Here is a 17,216-nt window from a genome sequence, read left to right on the forward strand (position 1 = left end):
ATACGATACACTCCTGTATCGGATACAGATCTGTATCGAACCCGCGCACCGCTCCCCGATCTCGGAGGTCCCCGGCGTGTCCACCTTCCTCTCGTCCCTCGGCCGCTGGTCGTACCGCCACCCATGGCGCGTGCTCGGCGCCTGGATCCTGATCCTCCTCATCACGGGGGCAGGCGCCGCCGGCCTCAGCAAAGGCTTCGAGAACAGCTTCTCGATCCCGGGAACCGAGTCGCAGGAGGGCCTCGAGCAGCTCGAGCGCACTTTCCCGCAGGTCGCCGGCGCGTCGGCGCAGGTCATCGTGGTGGCGGGCGCCGGTGACACCGTCGACGACGGCGCCTACCGGGATCCGATCGAGCGGGCCACCCTCGACCTCGCGGATCTCGACGGCATGTCCACGTCGACCTCCCCATTCGACGACGAGGTCGACGGGCTCGTCTCGGATGACGGCACTGCCGCGATCGTGCAGCTGCAGCTCGAAGACCAGTCGACGAGCATCGGCGACGACGTCAAGGACGCCATCGCTGATCGCGTCGACGAGCTCGCGGCCGAACTGCCGGATGGATCCACGACCCGTCTCGGCGGCGAGCTGTTCGCGACCGAAGTGCCCGCGCTCTCCCCTGTCGAGGCCGTCGGCGTGCTCATCGCGCTGCTCGTGCTGATCGTCACCTTCCGATCGTTCGTCCTCGCCGGCCTGCCGCTCGCCGTCGCGCTCGTCGGCGTCGGCACCTCGATGCTCGGCATCGTCACCGCGACCGCGTTCGCCGACGTCAGTTCGACGACCCCGATGCTCGCGCTGATGCTCGGGCTCGCCGTTGGCATCGACTACGCACTGTTCATCGCCGCACGCCACCAGGACCAGGTGCGCGGCGGAGCGGATCCGGAGGACTCGGCCGCGCGCGCGACCGGCACGGCCGGATCCGCCGTCGTCTTCGCGGGCATCACCGTGCTGATCGCCCTCGTCGGGCTCGGCTTCGCAGGGATCCCCTTCCTCACGACGATGGGCATCGCCGCGGCCGTCGCGGTCGCCGTCGCGATCGCCATCTCCGTGACGCTCACGCCGGCCCTCCTCGGCTTCACGAAGGGCCGTACGATCGGCCGCCCGAGGGCACCGCGCCAAGGCCGCGAGCGTGTCGGCTTCGCCCGCCGCTGGGTCGGGCTCGTGACCCGTCACCCGATCGTCACGACCGTCGCGATCGTTCTCGGTCTCGGCGTCGTCGCGATCCCCGCCGCGCAGCTGCAGCTCGCACTGCCGAACGCGGGCGTCCTCCCCGAGGAGAGCGACGCGCGCCAAGCATACGACCTCACGGGCGAGCACTTCGGCGAGGGTTTCAACGGCCCGCTGATCCTCACGGGCACGATCGTCACGAGCGACGACCCGCTCACGCTCATGGAGGATCTCGGCGACGAGGTCGAGAGCGTCGATGGGGTCGCCGAGGTGGCGCTCTCGACGCCGAACGAGGCCGCCGACACAGGCATCGTGCAGATCATCCCCGAGACGGGCCCGTCGGATCCCGCGACGAGCGACCTCGTGCGCGAGCTGCGCGCCCACCACGACGAATGGCTCGACGAATACGGGATCGACCTGAAGGTGACGGGCTTCACCGCCGTGTCGATCGACATCTCAGATCAGCTGCAGGATGCGCTCGTCCCGTTCGGCATCTTCGTCGTCGGCCTGTCGTTCCTCCTGCTCATGGTCGTGTTCCGGTCGATCTGGGTGCCGCTCAAGGCGGCCCTCGGCTACCTGCTGTCGATCCTCGCCGCGTTCGGCGTCGTGACGATGGTGTTCGAGTGGGGCTGGGGCGCCGACCTGCTGCACGTCAGCAAGACGGGGCCCGTGATCGCGTTCATGCCCATCCTCGTCATGGGGGTGCTGTTCGGCCTCGCCATGGACTACGAGGTCTTCCTCGTCTCGCGCATGCGGGAGGACTTCGTGCACACCGCGCGGAGGCTGGGCGCGACGCGGGACGTCGCCGTCGACGCGGTGCGCTCCGGATACGCCGCCTCGGCGCGCGTCGTCGCCGCCGCCGCCGTCATCATGTTCGCGGTGTTCGCCGCATTCGTCCCGGAGGGCGACAGCAGCATGAAGCCGATCGCCCTCGCCCTCGCCGTCGGAATCACGGTCGACGCGTTCCTCATCCGGATGACGCTCGTGCCCGCCGTCATGGCCCTCCTCGGCCACCACGCGTGGCGGATGCCCGCCTGGCTCGAGAAGCGGCTCCCCCGCCTCGACATCGAGGGCGAGGCGGTCGAGCGCGAGGATCAGCTCGCGGCGTGGCCCGCGCCCGAATCGAGCAGCGTGATCGCCGCCGACGAGCTCGCGATCACGGCCGACGGCGAGGTCCTCGCGCACGACGTCTCGATGCGGGTCGGCCCCGGCGACGCTCTCGTCGTGACGGCCGAGGATCCGCGATCCTCGCGGGCCGTGCTCCTCTCGATCGCGGCGCGCATCTCCCCCGACGAGGGCGGCCGCCTGCGCGTCGCCGGGCACCTCCTGCCCGGCCGCGGCGCGTGGGTGCGCTCGCGCGTGGGCGTCGCGCTGCTCGCGGGCGCCGACGATCCCGCGGGCGCGCTGCGCGACGCGCTGGACGGCGGTACGCGGATCCTCGTGATCGACGGGTTCGACGCGCTCTCCTCGACGCGGCGAGACGACGTCGCGCGCCTCCTCGCCGACGCTCGGGCGGGATCCGCGGATCCGGTCACGCTCGTCGTCGCGTCGGCGTCCCCGCCGGATGCCGCGCGCCTCCTGGCCGACGCCGACTGGCACTCCCCTTCCGTTCTCGACGTCACGCCGCGCGTCGCGGCGACGACAGCAGAGGTGATCGCATGACCACGCACATCGAACGCGCCGGCACGAAGGGCCCGGTCACCTGGCTGACGATCGCGGGCGTGCTCGTGCTGCCCGCCGTCATCGGCGGCATCCTCGTCGCCGCCCTCTCCGAGCCGACCCAGCGCCTCGACAACATGTCGGCGGCGATCGTCAACGACGACGCCGGCGTCGAGATCGACGGCCAGCTCACGCCCCTCGGGCGCCAGCTCGCCGCGGGCCTTGTCGAGGGATCCGACGACGTCGACAGCAACATCGACTGGGTCATCTCGAACGCGGACGACGCGGCGGACGGCGTCGAGAGCGGCGAATACCAGGCGGTCGTGACGATCCCCGAGGACTTCAGCGAGGCGGCGATGTCGTCGGCCGACGCGATCCAGGGATCCGACACGCCCGCGCAGGCGATGATCGATGTCGAGACGTCCGCCGAGGCGCGGATCGTCGACGGCGCGATCATGCAGCAGGTCTCGGCGACAGCCGCCGACACGATGGGCGCGCTGCTCTCGGAGGCGACGCTCGAGAACGTGTTCGTGAGCTTCACCGACCTGGGCGACCAGCTCGGCGAGGCGGCCGACGGCGCCGGGCAGCTCGCCGACGGAGCGACAGACGCGGAGGACGGCGCGGAGCAGCTCGCGGACGGCGCGGGCGACCTCGGCGACGGGATCACGCAGCTCGGCGACGGCATCTCGCAGCTCGCGACGGGCGCCGACGAGGCGACCGACGGCGCCGTGCAGCTCGCCGACGGCACGTCGTCGCTGTCGGACGGCGCCTGGGCGCTCGCCGACGGCGCGGACCAGCTCTCGGGCGGCGCGGTGTCGCTCGCCGATGGGATCGCGCTCGTCGAGGGGGGCCTGCGCGGCGCGGACGGCCAGCCCGGCCTCGCGGATGGCGCGGCGCAGGTGGCCGACGGCGTCGCGGGGATCGACGAGGGCCTCGGCGGATCCGGCGATCAGCCGGGCCTCGCCGATGGCGCCGGTCAGCTCGCCGACGCGTTCGACGAGCTCGTCGCGGCCGTGAACGGCGGCGATCAGCCGGGCCTCGCGGCCGGCGCGAACCAGGTCGCCGACGGCGTCGCGGGACTCGACACCGGGCTGAACGGATCCGGCGATCAGCCCGGCCTCGCCAGCGGCGCCGCCCAGGTGGCCGATGGCATGGACGGCCTCAGCGCCGGCGCGACCGATCTCGCGAGCGGCGTGGCGGGCCTCGCCGACGGCACGGCCGGTCTCGAGGCGGGCCTGAACGGATCCGCGGATCAGCCGGGCGTGACGGCGGGATCGGAACAGGTCGCGACGGGTGTCGAGGACCTCTCGGCGAACTGCGCCGCGCTCGGCGGCAGCCCCGAGATCTGCGCGCAGCTCGAGCAGCTCGCCCCCGGCGCACGCGACGTGGCGACCGCCACGTCCCAGCTCGCGACAGCTGCGACGCAGGTGAACGAGGGCGCGCAGCAGGCGTCGGACGGCGCCTCGTCGCTCGCAGAGGGAGCGTCCCAGCTCGCCCCGGGCGCCCGGCAGGTATCGGACGGATCCGCGCAGCTCGCGGACGGTGCATCGCAGCTCGCTCCCGGCTCCCGGCAGGTCGCTGACGGGACACAGCAGCTGGGAGACGGCCTCGCCCAGGCGCAGCCGGGCGCACGGCAGCTCGCCGACGGATCCGCACAGCTCGCCGACGGCGCCGCCCAGCTCGCGCCGGGCGCCCGCCAGGTGTCGGACGGCGTCGCACAGCTCGCCGGCGGATCCCCCGCGCTCGTCGAGGGCGCCTCGGCGCTCGCGGACGGCGCGGCATCGCTCGGCGACGGCGCGGGTCAGCTCGCCGACGGAGCCGACCAGGCCACCGCGGGCACGTTCTCGCTCGCCGGCGGCATCGCGCAGCTCGCCGACGGCGCGCACGCGGCCGGCGACGGCACCGGCCAGCTCGCGGACGGCGCGGACGAGCTGTCGGGCGGCGCGGGCGAGCTCGCCGGCGGCATCGGACAGCTCGGCGACGGCGCGACCGAACTCGGCGACGGGCTCGGCGAGGCCGTCGCACAGCTGCCGAGCTTCACCGACGACGAGGCGGGCGACCTCGCGTCGGTCGTGCGCGCGCCCGTGACCTCGAGCGGCGGCGGACTGGCGCTCTTCGGCGATGGGGCGGTTCCGCTTCTCGCGGCGATCGTGCTGTGGTTCGGATCCCTCGCGACGTTCCTCGCGCTGCGCCCCGTCACGGCCCGCGCGCTCGCCTCGCGGCGGTCGTCGCTCGCGCTCGCGGCGCGCGGGTTCCTGCCGGGCGCGCTCATCGGCGCCGCGCAGGGCGTGCTCGTGGCCGCCATCGTCGTGTGGGTCGGCGAGTACGCGTCGGCGGCGGCGTGGTCGGTCGTCGGGGTCGCGATGCTCGTCGGTGTCGTGTTCGCATGCGTCCACCAGGCGCTCGCGGCGGCGTTCGGCGGCGTCGGCCGCTGGATCGCGGCGATCGCCGGCGCGCTCGCGATCGCGGTGAGCATCGTCTCGACGGTCCCCGGCGCGCTCGCGCAGCTCGCCGCGATCCTGCCGACCTCCCCGGCGATCGCCGCCTTCCTCGGCGCGATCGAGGGGACCTCGGTGGGCGGCGCGCTCGCGTCCCTGGTCGTATGGGGCGCCGTGTCGTTCGCCGCGACGACCCTCGCGGTGCAGGCCCGCCGCACCACCTCGCCGACGGCGATCCTCGCGGGGGCCTGAGGCTTCCCGTCGCACGAATCGATCTTCCAGGGCACCCTGGAGGTCGATTCGCGTGACGGGAAGCCGCCACAGTGAGAGTGGTCAGAGCGTTGCCGCGGTGCGGGGGAGCCCGGTACCCTCCGATGAACTGCCCGGGGCGGATCTGCCAGGGTGAGGCCGCTGAGGGGAGCATCCTGTGATCATCGATCCCGCCCGACGGGCGCGCCGGGGTGCGCTCGGCGCGGCCCTGCTCATCGCACTCGGAACGCTGAGCATCGCCGCACCCGCCGTGGGTGCGCCGCTTGCCGCGGCATCGGCACCGGGCCCGACTGCCGCGTCAACGGAGGCGCCTGCCCCGACCGCAACGCCCTCGCCGACCCTGATCCCCGCCCCGGCACCGACGCCGAGCCCGACGCCAGAGCCGACACCGACGCCCGGGCCCACCCCCACAGCGACGCCAGCGGCGCCGACGTTCAAGACACCGCACGACGGCGCGAGGGCGGTCGGACCCATCTCCGAGATCTCCGGTCTCGCGGAGCCGGGTGCGCAGGTCACGCTCACGGGCGATGTCGACGCCGCGACGACCGCCGATGCGGGAGGGATCTGGTCGGTCGCCGTCGACCTCACGTACGGCATCTACACGGTGCACGCCGCGCAGACGATCGCCGGCGCGACATCTGAATCGGCGACGTCGACCTTCACCAGCGCGCCACCCGCGCCCGAGATCACGTCGCATCTCGTGTGGCACACGATCCACAGCACCCAGTACCTCGCGGGCGTGAGCGGCACGGGAGTACCCGATGCCGAGGTGCACCTGACCGGCGACCTGAGCGGTCGAACCATCGCGGGCGGAGACGACAGCTGGACCGTGTTCGCGCAGCACCCCGACTTCGACTTCGGCACATTCGAGGTCGCCGCGACGCAGACGGTCAACGGTGTGGAATCGGATCCGACCGCCCATACCTTCACCTACGCGCCCGGCGCCCCGGAGTTCGTCGATGTCGAGGACGGGGCGGTCTTCGAGGAGGGAACCCCCGTCGAGCTCGACGTCTGGGTGAGCCCCTTCCCGGCGCACGTGCAGGTGGAACTCGCGAAGACGGAGGACACCAGCACCATCGTGTGGTCCGAGGACGTCTTCATCAACTACCTCTCCTCAGGCATCGACGGGCCTCCGCTCATCCCGCCTGCCCTCGCACCCGGCGACTACACCGCGACAGCGCACGTGGTCCGCGTGCTCGACATGGATCCTCTCGTCACGACGACGACGTTCACCGTCGCTCCGAACGGGTCTGGTGACGAGCTGGCCGCCACCGGCGCCGATTCGCCCCTGCCGGTCGCCCTCGGCGGCGCGGCGCTGATCGCGCTCGGACTCGCGGTTCGCCGCGTCGCCCGGAGGGCATGACCGCCTACGGCGATCCTCGCGGGGGCCTGACACCGGAGTTCAACAGGTCTTCGCCGAGTCCGGTGCGATTCGCACCGGACTCGGCGAAGACCTGTTGACTTGGGGAGCGGCTCAGGCCGCGACGATCTCCGGCTCCGTCTTCTTCGCACCGATCGACTTGAACAGCGTCACCGCGAAGCCGGAGACGACCGTGCCCGCGGCGAGCGCGAGGAGGAAGCCCCAGAGCGGGCTGATCGCGAAGAACACGAAGGCCCCGCCGTGGGGTGCCTGCGACTCGACGAGGAACAGCATCGAGAGGAAGCCGGTGACGGCGCCGCCGAGCATCGAGGCGGGGATCACGCGCAGCGGGTCGGCGGCCGCGAACGGGATCGCTCCCTCCGAGATGAACGACAGGCCGAGAAGCCACGCCGCGACGCCGTTCTCGCGCTCGGCGGGCGAGAACTTCGATCGTGCGAGGACCGTCGAGGCGAGCGCCATGGCGAGCGGCGGCACCATGCCGGCGGCCATCACGGCGGCCATGATGTAGTACGGCACGGGGTTGTCGGGCGAGGCGTTCCCGAGCGAGGCGACCGCGAACGCGTAGGCGACCTTGTTGATGGGCCCGCCGAGATCGAAGCACATCATGAGGCCGAGGATGATCCCGACCACCGGCAGGAGGCCCGAGGCGGCGAGGTCGTTCAGGCCGTTCGTCAGCGCCCCCATGAGCGCCGCGATGGGCGCGCCGAGCACGAGCAGCAGCAGGCCGGACGCGAATATCGACGCGAGCAGCGGGATGATCACGACGGGCATGAGGCCGCGCAGCCAGCGCGGCACGTCGAAGGTGCCGAGCCACCAGGCCGCGAGGCCCGCCAGGAGGCCGCCGACGATGCCGCCGAGGAAGCCGGCGTTCATGAGCACGGCGACGGCGCCCGCGACGAATCCGGGGGCGATGCCGGGGCGGTCGGCGATCGCGTAGGCGATGTAGCCCGCGAGCGCCGAGACGAGGAAGCCCATCGACAGGCCGCCGATCGTGAAGGCGACGGCGCCGAGGTATTCGAGCAGGCCGCCTGCGGGCAGGTTCCACAGCGCGTTGTTCACCGCGATGTCGTTCGCCGACTCGTTGATGTCGAAGCCGCCGAGCAGGAACCCGAGCGCGATCAGCAGACCGCCGCCCGCGACGAACGGGATCATATAGCTGACGCCCGTCATGAGGATCCGCTGGATGCGCTTGCCCCAGCCCTGCGGCTGCTGCGGCGCCGACGAGGTCGCGGCGTCGCCCGACACGCGCTCGGCGCTCGGATCGCTCGCGGCGCGCGTCGCGAGCGCGATGAGCTCGTCGGGGTGCTCGATGCCGGCCTTCACGGCGCGGCGGATCACGGGCTTGCCGGCGAAGCGCCCTGGCTCGCGCACATCGACGTCGACGGTGAAGATCACGGCGTCCGCGTCGGCGATCACCTCGGGGGCGATCGGCGTGTAGCCGCTCGACCCCTGCGTCTCGACGGTGAACTCGACGCCCGCCTCCTTGGCGGCCTTCGTCAGCCCGTCGGCCGCCATGTAGGTGTGCGCGATCCCGGTCGCGCAGGCCGTCACGGCGACGATCTTCGTGGCGCCGGGGGCGGCCGTCGGCGCGGCGGGCGCGGCGGCGGGGGCCTCGGAAGGTGCCTCCCCCTCGCCGATCGCCTCGCGCACGATCGCGACGACCTCGTCGGCGTCGGTCGCCTCGCGCAGGGCCGACGTGAAGTCGTCGTCCATGAGGCTCCGGGCGAGCTGCGAGAGCACCGCGAGGTGCTCCTCCGCGGCCGTGTCAGGAGCGGCGATCATGAAGACGATGTCGCTCGGCCCGTCGAAGGATCCGAAGTCGACGGGCGGGCTGAGGCGAGCGAAGGCGAGCGACGCCTCGGAGACGGTCGCGGCCTTGGCGTGCGGGATCGCGATGCCGCCGGGCAGGCCGGTCGCGTCCTGCTCCTCGCGCGCCCAGGCGGCGGCGAAGAGCGCGTCGGCGTCTCCCGCGCGACCCTCCGCGACGAAGCGTGCGGCGAGGGAGCGGAGGACGTGCTCCTTGTCGGCGCCGATCTCGTCGTCGAGGCTGACGAGCGCCGGGGTGATGGTGGACATCTTCGGGGTCCTTTCTCGGACTGGGGGATTCACAGCAAGTCGGTCAGGACGATCTCGCCGGTCGGCAGATCGTCGGGGGTGGCGAGCCGCGTGCCCGGGAGGGCGGCGGTGCCGGATCCGTATCGGACGGCGCTCGCGAGCCGTTCGGGGGCGGAGGCGCCCGCCTGGGCGGCGTGCAGATATCCGGCGAGTGAGCTGTCGCCCGCCCCGACGGTCGAGCGGACGCGCACGTTCGGGGGAATCGTGGCGTGCACGGCGCCGTGCGCGTCGACGAGCACCGCTCCGTCGCCGCCGAGCGTGATGAGGGCGGCGCCGACCTTCGCGGGCACGAGCGCCCGCGAGATGTCGGCGACGGCCCGCTCGACGGGGATGCCCTCGGGCAGGCGTGCATCGGCGAGCTCGGCGAGCTCGAGCTCGTTCGGCTTGATGAGGTCGGCGTTCCCGTCCGCGACGACCGCCGCGAGCGCGGGTCCCGACGTGTCGACGGCGATGCGGGGCGGATCCGCGAGGCGCTCGCGCACGGCGCGGATGATCCGCACGTACAGGTCGTCGTCCGCCCCCGGCGGGAGGGATCCGCAGAGCGCGAGCCAATCGGCCCCGTCGCCCTCGCAGGCGTCGACGACCGCGTCGACGAGCGCGCCCGCGGTGTCGGCGTCGAGCGTCGGGCCGGGCAGGTTGAGCTTCGTCGTCTCGCCGGCCGGGTCGGTGATCGTGAGGTTGCACCGCGCGTGCCCCGCAATGGGCACGGCGCGCGTCGGCAGCTCGGATCCGAGGGCGGCGCCGTAGGGATCCGCCGGCGCGAGCGGCAGCACGCCGCGCACCGCGTCGCCCGCGTCGTGGAGCACGCGCGCGACGTTGATGCCCTTTCCGCCCGCGTCCTCGCGCATCGAGGCGGCGGACTGCACCTCGCCCGGGGCGAGGGGCGCGTCGAGTTCGACGGTGCGGTCGAGCGACGGGTTGGCGGTGAGCGTGACGATCATGCGCGTCCTCCTTCGTCGGCGGATCCCGTCCAGACATCGACGTCGTGCCGCGCGAGCGCATCGGCGAGACCGGGATCCGGATCCTCGTCGCAGACGAGCACGTCGACGTCGCCGAGCGCGGCGAAGCGCTGCAGCGATTCGACGCCGTGCTTCGAGACGTCGACGAGGGCGATCGCGCGGTGCGCCGCGTGCACCATGGCGCGCTTGACGGCCGCCTCGTCGGCGTCGGGGGTGCTGAAGCCGAAGTCCGCGGACAGGCCGTTCGCGCCGATGAAGGCGATGTCGGGGCGCAGCGCGTCGATCGCCTGCACCGTGCTGGCGCCGACGGCGGCGCCCGTCATGGTGCGCACGTGCCCGCCGAGGACCGTCAGTCCGATGCCGTCGCGCCCCGCGAGCGCCGCGGCGTGGGCGACGGCGTTGGTGACGATCTCGGCGCGCCCGCCGGCGAGGTGCTGGGCGAGCGGCTCCAGGAGCGCGCCGGTCGTGGTGCCGGCGTCGAGCAGGATGGATCCGTCGAATCCCGAGGGGATCGCGGCGAGCGCCCTCGCGGCGATGCGCGCCTTCTCGTCGCCGCGCTGCGTGAGCCGTTCGCCGACGGCGCGCTCGACGAGGCTCGCGCGGTTCGTCGCGATCGCGCCGCCGTGCACGCGGCGCAGCAGCCCGCCCTCTTCGAGGGCCTGCAGGTCGCGTCGCGCCGTCTCGGTCGTGATGTCGAACATCTCCGAGAGCTCGCGGACGGACACTCGCCCCGCGTCGCGCACCGCGCGTGCGATGAGTTCCTGCCGCTCTGCCTGATACATCTCGCCCTCCCTTGGGTGAGACGAGAATACAACACGTTCCCACTGAAAACAACACGTTCCCAAATACTCGGGCACGGAACGCGCAACGGCCCCCTCCCGATCCGGGAGGGGGCCGCGTGGCGAGGAGGGGGATCAGTCGATGCCGCTGTACGCGTGCAGACCCTCGAAGAACATGTTCACGATCGTGAAGTTGAACAGCACCGCCGCGAAGCCGACGATCGACAGCCACGCCGAGCGGGTGCCTCGCCAGCCGCGCGTCGCGCGCGCGTGGATGTACCCGGCGTAGAGGACCCAGATGATGAAGGTCCAGACCTCCTTGGTGTCGAAGCCCCAGTACCGTCCCCATGCGTCCTGCGCCCAGATGGCGCCCGCGATGAGCGTGAACGTCCAGAAGATGAAGCCGATGATCGCGAAGCGGTACGCGAGACCCTCGAGCGCCTCCGCCGACGGCATCGTGCGCAGCAGGCTCCTCTTGTCGGCGAGCGCGTCGTCCGAGGCCGCGCGCCGCTCCCGCCGCGCCTGCAGCAGCTGGAAGACGCTGAGCGCGAAGGCGAGGGCGAGGAAGGCGGTCGCGAGCGAGGCGACGAACACGTGGATCACGAGCCACGTCGACTTGAGGGGATCCATGAGGGGCGTGATCGAGGTGTAGATCGTCGGCATCGAGGCCGCCCCGAGCAGGATCGTCACGAGGCCCGTCATGAACGCGCCCACGTAGCGGAGGTCCTTCCAGAACAGCACCCCGAGGTACACGGCTGTGAACAGCAGCGTCGCGGTCATCGCGAACTCGTACATGTTCGACCACGGCACGCGGCCCGCCCCGATGCCGCGCAGCACCGTCGCTCCGAGGTGCAGGAGGAAGGCGATCCCGGTGAGGGTCGTGCCGATCCGCGCCATCACGTTGTTCCCGTGCGGGACGGGCTCGTCGGAGCCGTCCGCATCGGGCACGGACGCGCCGCCCGCGCCGACGAGCTGCGCCTGCCGATCCTTCTGGCGCACCGAGGCCTCAGAGCGCTTCGCGAGGTCGACGGCGTAGCAGATGAACGCCAGCGCGTAGACGGCGATCGCCGTCCACAGGGCGATGACGGACCACGTGTCATACAGCAGGGCGTTGGCGGAGGGCATGGGCTCGATTCTCGGTCTGATGTTCTCGGCGGGTGGGGCGCGGGCGTCAGCCGCGCAGATCCTTCTCGTGCTGCGCGGCGAGCTCGTCGACGGCGCGGCGGATCGCGGGATCCTCGCCGCGCGCGAGGCCCGCGTACTCGACGCGCGCTCCGTCGCCATCCGGCGTCACCTTCACCCACAGGCGCCGGCGCGGCACGAGCAGCGCCGTGATGAGCCCCGCGACGAGCAGGATCGCGAAGGCGAGCACCCAGCCCGTCGAGGCGTCGTGGTGCACCTGCAGCGACACGAACCGCTTGACGGACTCGGTGTATCCGATCTCGTCGACGTCGGCACCCTCTGGGGTCTCGTCCTCGAAGGTGACGGATCCGCGCCCGCCCGGCAGGTCGACGGTCTGGCCGGGCGACAGTTCGAGCGACGAGGCCTCCGCATCGGGGCCGGCGATCTCCTCCATGCCGCTCGGATCGAGCGTGTACACGGATCGCGGGGTGCCGTCGTCGATGCCGAGGTCGCCCACATACGCGCGCAGGGTGAGCACGGGATTGTACAGGTCGGCGTACGCCGAGGTCATCGCGCCCGTGCCGAGCTCGGCCTGCGTCGGGTAGAAGAAGCCGACGAGGCCCAGCTGCTGCTCGAGCCCATCGGGCACCTTGACGACGCCGAGCGAAGTGAGATTGTCGTCCTGCGGCAGGAACGGAACCGAGTCGCGGTAGACGACCTCGCCGTCCGCGTCGCGCACCGTGATCGTCGGCGCATATCCGTTGCCGAGGAGGTAGACGGCGTCGCCGTGCACGCGCAGCGGGTGGTTCACCCGCACGGCGCCCTCCTCGGAGGACCCGTCGGCCTCGCGGACCGTGACATTGGCCGAGAAGTCGCCCGCCTGCCCCGCGCCGTTCTGGCCGTACGGCACATAGGTCACGTCGAACGAGTCGAGCGTCATGGAGTACGGCGCGAGGGCGTCGTCGGCGACGAGCCGGCCCTTGTTCATCGACGAGTAGTTCAGCAGCGAGTTCACGAAGGTCGTGCCCTCGATGATGACGCTCTGCCCCGTGTAGGCGAGCTGCCCGCCGAGGCCGACGGCGACGAGGATCCCTACGAGCGCCGTGTGGAAGAGGAGGTTGCCCGTCTCGCGCAGATAGCCGCGCTCGGCCGAGACCGACCGGGATCCGCCGGAGTCGTATCGCTCGACGCGATAGCCCTGCTTCCTCAGGCGAGCCTCGGCGGCGGCGACGGCGCGCTCGGGATCCGCCGCGAGCGTCTCCGCGCGGAAGTCGGCGAGTCGACCCAGGCGCGCGGGCGTGCGCGGCGGGCGCGCGCGGAGCGCCGAGAGGTGGTGCTTCGTGCGCGGCAGGATGCACCCGATGAGCGACACGAACAGCAGGAGGTAGATGGCGGAGAACCACGCCGAGGAGTACACATCGAACAGCTGCAGCGCGTCGACGATCGGGAACAGGTCGGGGTTGTCGCTCTCCCACTGCGTGACGCCGTTCGGGTTCGCCATGCGCTGCGGGAAGATCGATCCTGGGATCGCGGCGATCGCGAGCAGGAGCAGCAGCACGAGCGCCGTGCGCATGCTCGTCAGCTGACGCCAGCCCCAGCGCAGCCAGCCGACGACGCCGAGCGTCGGCTGGGCGATGCCGGGCCCCGCGGAGTCGTAGTGATCGTCGGGGCGACGCGGATCCGCGGCCGTGTTGTTCGTGAGATCAGATCGGGAGCTCGACACCGCCGATCACCCCCTGCAGGCGCGACATGATCATGGTCCACACGCCCGACACCATCAGCAGCCCGAGAAGGATCAGCAGGGATCCTCCGACGATGTTGACCGTGCGCACGTGCCGGCGCAGGAACGTCAGCGACCGCGTCGCCCAGCCGAAGCCGAGCGCCGCGATGACGAACGGGATCCCGAGCCCGAGCGAGTAGGTGAGCCCGAGCAGGCCCGCGCGCCACGGATCCCCCGTGTTCCACGACAGGCTCATGATGACGGCGAGCGTCGGCCCGATGCACGGCGCCCAGCCGATTCCGAGGGCGAGGCCCAGCAGCGGCGCCCCGATGAGGCCGAGGTCGCCGTTCATGGTCGGCTTCATGGTGCGCTGAAGCGGCCGGAGCATGCCGAGGAACACGAGGCCCATCACGATGATGACGACGCCGAGCACCCGCGTGATGGCGTCCTGGTAGCGCAGGAGGAACAGGCCGAGCCCGCCGCTGAAGACGTTGAGCGCCATGAACACGACCGTGAAGCCGGCGATGAACAGCAGCACGCCGCCGACGAGGCGCCCGCGGGGCGCGGATCCGGGACCCTCCGCCCGCGGCGCGACGGCGCCCGAGATGAAGCCGAGGTAGCCGGGAACGAGCGGCAGCACGCAGGGCGAGAGGAACGACAGCAGCCCCGCCGCGAGAGCGATGGGGAGCGCGACCCAGAGGGCGCCGCCGCCGACGAGCTGTTCGATGCTCACGCGGTCTCGTCGAGGGTCTCGCTGACGAGCGTCGAGAGGATCGACGCGCCCTCGAGCTGGCCGATGATGCGCGCCGCGACGCGGCCTTCGCGGTCGAGGACGAGCGTCGTCGGCGTCGCCTGGATCGGCGTCGCCGCGGCGAAGGCGAGCTTCACGGATCCGGTGTCGACGTCGACGATGCTCGGGTACGTGACCTCGTTCTCGGTCGCGAAGGAGCGCGCCGTATCGGCCTGGTCGTAGATGTTGACGCCGACGAACGCGACGTCGTCGCCCTGGTGCTCCTGCCACACCTGTTCGAGGTCGGGCGCCTCGACGATGCACGGCCCGCACGAGGCGTACCAGAAGTTGACGACCGTGACCTTGCCGGCGGTGTCATCGCTCGAGAGCGGCTCGCCGTGCTCGGTCTCGCCCGCCCATTCGACGGGGTCGCCGCGGTCGTCGGCGGGGATCTCGTCGACGCGGAAGTCGCCCGCGATGTAGCCCTTGTTGTCGCCCGCGAGGTACTGCTCCGACACGGGGTCGCTCGAGCACGCGGCGACGGACGCCGCGAGCGCGACGATCGCGAGGGCGGATCCGACGCGTCGGATCAGGGCAGTCGAGGGCACCTGAGCAATTCTACGCGCTGTAGTAAGAGGAGGCTGAGTGCGCCTGCTTACGCGCCCCGGCGCCGGATCCGGGCGGCGAGCGCCGCGATCGCGCGCCAGCCGACGAGGAATGCCCCGAGCGCGAGGGCCGTGACGATGAGGAACGACCAGGCGAAGCCGCCTCCCGTCGCGACGCGGAGGACCATGCCGAGCGCGACCGCGAGGATCCAGACGGGGATCCCCGTGCGCAGCGGGGCCGCCGGCGTCCGCCACGCACGGCACGCGGCCCACCCGATTGCGGCGCCGAGGAGGAACGGCCACGCGACACCCGCGAGGCCGGCGGGGGTGAACCCGCCCTCGTGGTTCGCCATGCCGATCGCCGCGAACACGACGATGAGCAGGGCGTCGATGACGGCGGCGAGGATCCAGGGGAACGGGCGGCGGGAGGTCACAGCTCGAGCGTACGCACCCCACCCCTGCACGACGACGCCAATATTGTGCGGAGACGTCTGCGATGGCGGCGTGTCACCCCGACGGACCGAGAATTGGCGTCGTCGTGCAGGTGGATAGGGTGGCAGCATGCCCGCCGAACGCCTGCACCTCGTCCGCCACGGGGAGGTCCACAACCCCGGCCACGTGCTGTATGAGCGGATCCCCGGGTTCGGGCTCAGCGAGACGGGTCGCGAGATGACCCGCGCCGCCGCCGCGCACGTCGCGGGCCTCGGTCGGCCCGTCACCCGCCTCGTCTGCTCGCCGCTGCAGCGCACGCGCGAATCCGCCGAGCCGTTCTCGGAGGCCTTCGGACTCGAGCCGCAGGCCGATGAGCGCGTGATCGAGCCGTGGAACGCGTTCGCGGGGAAGCGGATGAAGCGCGCCGTGATGAATCCCCTCAACTGGCGCCTGCTCGTGAACCCGTCCCGTCCGAGCTGGGGTGAGCCGTTCGCCGACACGGCGGCGCGCGTCGTCGCGGCGATGACCGACGCGTGGGACGCGGCCGACGGCGGCGACGTCGTGATCGTGTCGCACCAGGCGCCGATCTGGCTCGCCCACCTGGCGGTGGCGGGCGAGAAGCTCGCCCACTCCCCCACGAAGCGCCGCTGCGCCCTCTCGAGCGTCACGAGCTTCGATCGACCCGGCACCGGCCCGACGGGCTTCGCCGAGATCGCCTATGCCGAGCCCGCCCAGGCCGGAATCGACCTCGGCGCGGTCTGACCCGGCGTCCCGTCAGCCGCGGCGGCGCATGGCCGCCCGCTCGACGATGATCAGCACGACCACGACGATCGCGCCGCCGATCGCGAAGAGAATCGGACCGAGCGGATCCGTCGGCGCGACGAGCACGCCGTGGCCCTCGTCGCTGCCGTCGCCGCCCTGCCACGGCCAGAGGGCGCGCAGCGATCCGAGCATGAGGCCCGCCATGACGAGGAGCGTCATGCGGCGGTGCCTTTCGAGCAGGACGCGGATCACGCGCACGACCGTCAGCAGCCCGAGGATCGCCCCGGCCGCGAAGACCCCGATGTAGCCGAGATCGCGATCGTCGACGGCCTGCAGGGTCGGCGAGTAGAGGCCGATGGCGAGGAGGAAGAAGGATCCGGAGACACCCGGGACGACCAGCGCGCAGACGGCGACGGCCGCGGCGAAGAAGACGAAGATCAGGTTCGGATCGTCGATCGCGGATCCACCGGCGAAGCCGACGAGGAAGAAGGCGATGGCGGCCGGGACGACGAACGAGACGACGTCGACCGCGAGGTTCGTGCGCTTCGGAAGCAGCTGGAACGGCACGATGAGGCTCGCCGAGACGAGGCCGAAGAACAGTCCGCGCGCGTTCTCGGGGTGCGCGGAGACGAGGTGCTCGACGGTCCCCGCCGCGAACAGCACCGCCGCCGCCATGCCGATGAGCATCGGGACGACGAGCCACCAGTCGACCTCGCCGATGCGGCGCCGGAAGCCCGCCAGGCGGTCCGGGCCGACCACGAGCGTCTTGAACGCCCCGCCGAGGGCGCCTGCGGCGATCAGCGCCCGCTCGTAGACACCCGTGACGAGCGCGACGGTTCCGCCGGAGACGCCGGGCACCAGCTCGGCCATGCCGATGAGGAATCCGCGCAGCGCGTTGACGGGGCTGTGCGCGGGTCGCGCGGCGGGGGCGTTCTCGCTCATGGGTCTCGCTTCCGTCGTGGGGCGCACTCGCGCCGCCACGACATTACCGGCCGCACCTCACTCCCGCCCTGGGGACAAGCCGCGGGAACAGGCACGTCTGAGCGTCCAGGCGGCGGCGAATAGGATTGTCCCCGTCA

13 protein-coding genes are annotated in these 17,216 nt (G+C 72.1%); 4 read left to right on the forward strand and 9 right to left on the reverse strand.

From position 1 onward, the window contains the following. Positions 1-76: 76 nt before the first annotated feature. The 3 genes from GB932_RS10745 (at position 77) to GB932_RS10755 (ending at position 6,895) form a co-directional block, all read left to right on the forward strand. The gene (locus GB932_RS10745) at positions 77-2,827 is read left to right on the forward strand and encodes an MMPL family transporter (protein WP_156760675.1); all 2,751 of its coding nucleotides are present in this window, start codon (positions 77-79) and stop codon (positions 2,825-2,827) included. Continuing rightward, on the forward strand, positions 2,824-5,514 hold the full coding sequence (locus tag GB932_RS10750) for a YhgE/Pip domain-containing protein (RefSeq protein WP_156760676.1): 2,691 nt from the start codon (positions 2,824-2,826) through the stop codon (positions 5,512-5,514). Before GB932_RS10745 ends, GB932_RS10750 begins: the two co-directional genes overlap by 4 nt. Positions 5,515-5,689: 175 nt before the next feature. Further along, the gene (locus tag GB932_RS10755) at positions 5,690-6,895 is read left to right on the forward strand and encodes an Ig-like domain-containing protein (protein ID WP_156760677.1); all 1,206 of its coding nucleotides are present in this window, start codon (positions 5,690-5,692) and stop codon (positions 6,893-6,895) included. A 111-nt stretch (positions 6,896-7,006) separates the two neighbouring features. Here the strand turns inward: GB932_RS10755 and GB932_RS10760 are convergent, their stop codons facing one another. The 8 genes from GB932_RS10760 to GB932_RS10795 form a co-directional block, all read right to left on the reverse strand. Continuing rightward, positions 7,007-8,989: a PTS fructose transporter subunit IIABC gene (locus GB932_RS10760; protein ID WP_156760678.1), complete on the reverse strand. Its 1,983-nt coding sequence runs from the start codon at positions 8,987-8,989 to the stop codon at positions 7,007-7,009. Positions 8,990-9,018: 29 nt separating this feature from the next. Further along, a complete protein-coding gene (locus GB932_RS10765) occupies positions 9,019-9,969 on the reverse strand; it encodes a 1-phosphofructokinase (RefSeq protein ID WP_156760679.1) in 951 nt (316 codons plus the stop codon). Further along, complete coding sequence (locus GB932_RS10770) at positions 9,966-10,769, reverse strand: DeoR/GlpR family DNA-binding transcription regulator (RefSeq protein WP_156760680.1); 804 nt, start codon at positions 10,767-10,769, stop codon at positions 9,966-9,968. Before GB932_RS10770 ends, GB932_RS10765 begins: the two co-directional genes overlap by 4 nt. 132 nt (positions 10,770-10,901) lie before the next feature. Further along, positions 10,902-11,891, reverse strand: a complete 990-nt coding sequence (ccsB, locus tag GB932_RS10775; RefSeq protein ID WP_156760681.1) for a c-type cytochrome biogenesis protein CcsB — start codon at positions 11,889-11,891, stop codon at positions 10,902-10,904. Positions 11,892-11,937: 46 nt separating this feature from the next. Then, positions 11,938-13,611 (reverse strand): cytochrome c biogenesis protein ResB, encoded by a 1,674-nt coding sequence (resB, locus tag GB932_RS10780; RefSeq protein ID WP_156760682.1) that lies wholly within the window; start codon positions 13,609-13,611, stop codon positions 11,938-11,940. Next, on the reverse strand, positions 13,592-14,341 hold the full coding sequence (locus GB932_RS10785) for a cytochrome c biogenesis CcdA family protein (protein WP_156760683.1): 750 nt from the start codon (positions 14,339-14,341) through the stop codon (positions 13,592-13,594). The genes resB and GB932_RS10785 overlap by 20 nt, the downstream gene beginning before the upstream one ends. Next, a complete protein-coding gene (locus tag GB932_RS10790) occupies positions 14,338-14,946 on the reverse strand; it encodes a TlpA family protein disulfide reductase (RefSeq protein ID WP_231916122.1) in 609 nt (202 codons plus the stop codon). The genes GB932_RS10785 and GB932_RS10790 overlap by 4 nt, the downstream gene beginning before the upstream one ends. 47 nt (positions 14,947-14,993) lie before the next feature. Next, positions 14,994-15,377: a DUF3054 domain-containing protein gene (locus GB932_RS10795; RefSeq protein ID WP_231916123.1), complete on the reverse strand. Its 384-nt coding sequence runs from the start codon at positions 15,375-15,377 to the stop codon at positions 14,994-14,996. Positions 15,378-15,504: 127 nt separating this feature from the next. Here GB932_RS10795 and GB932_RS10800 point away from each other — a divergent pair, with 127 nt between their 5' ends. Then, positions 15,505-16,137 carry a histidine phosphatase family protein gene (locus GB932_RS10800; RefSeq protein WP_156760685.1) on the forward strand — a complete coding sequence of 211 codons (633 nt, stop codon included), beginning with the start codon at positions 15,505-15,507 and terminating at the stop codon, positions 16,135-16,137. 12 nt (positions 16,138-16,149) lie between these two features. Here GB932_RS10800 and GB932_RS10805 read toward each other — a convergent pair whose 3' ends face one another. Further along, entirely contained in the window at positions 16,150-17,079 is a 930-nt protein-coding gene (locus GB932_RS10805; RefSeq protein WP_156760686.1) for a DUF368 domain-containing protein, read from the reverse strand. Positions 17,080-17,216 lie beyond the last annotated feature (137 nt).

This window comes from Microbacterium karelineae, assembly GCF_009745985.1.
GTDB classification, from domain to species: domain Bacteria; phylum Actinomycetota; class Actinomycetes; order Actinomycetales; family Microbacteriaceae; genus Microbacterium; species Microbacterium karelineae.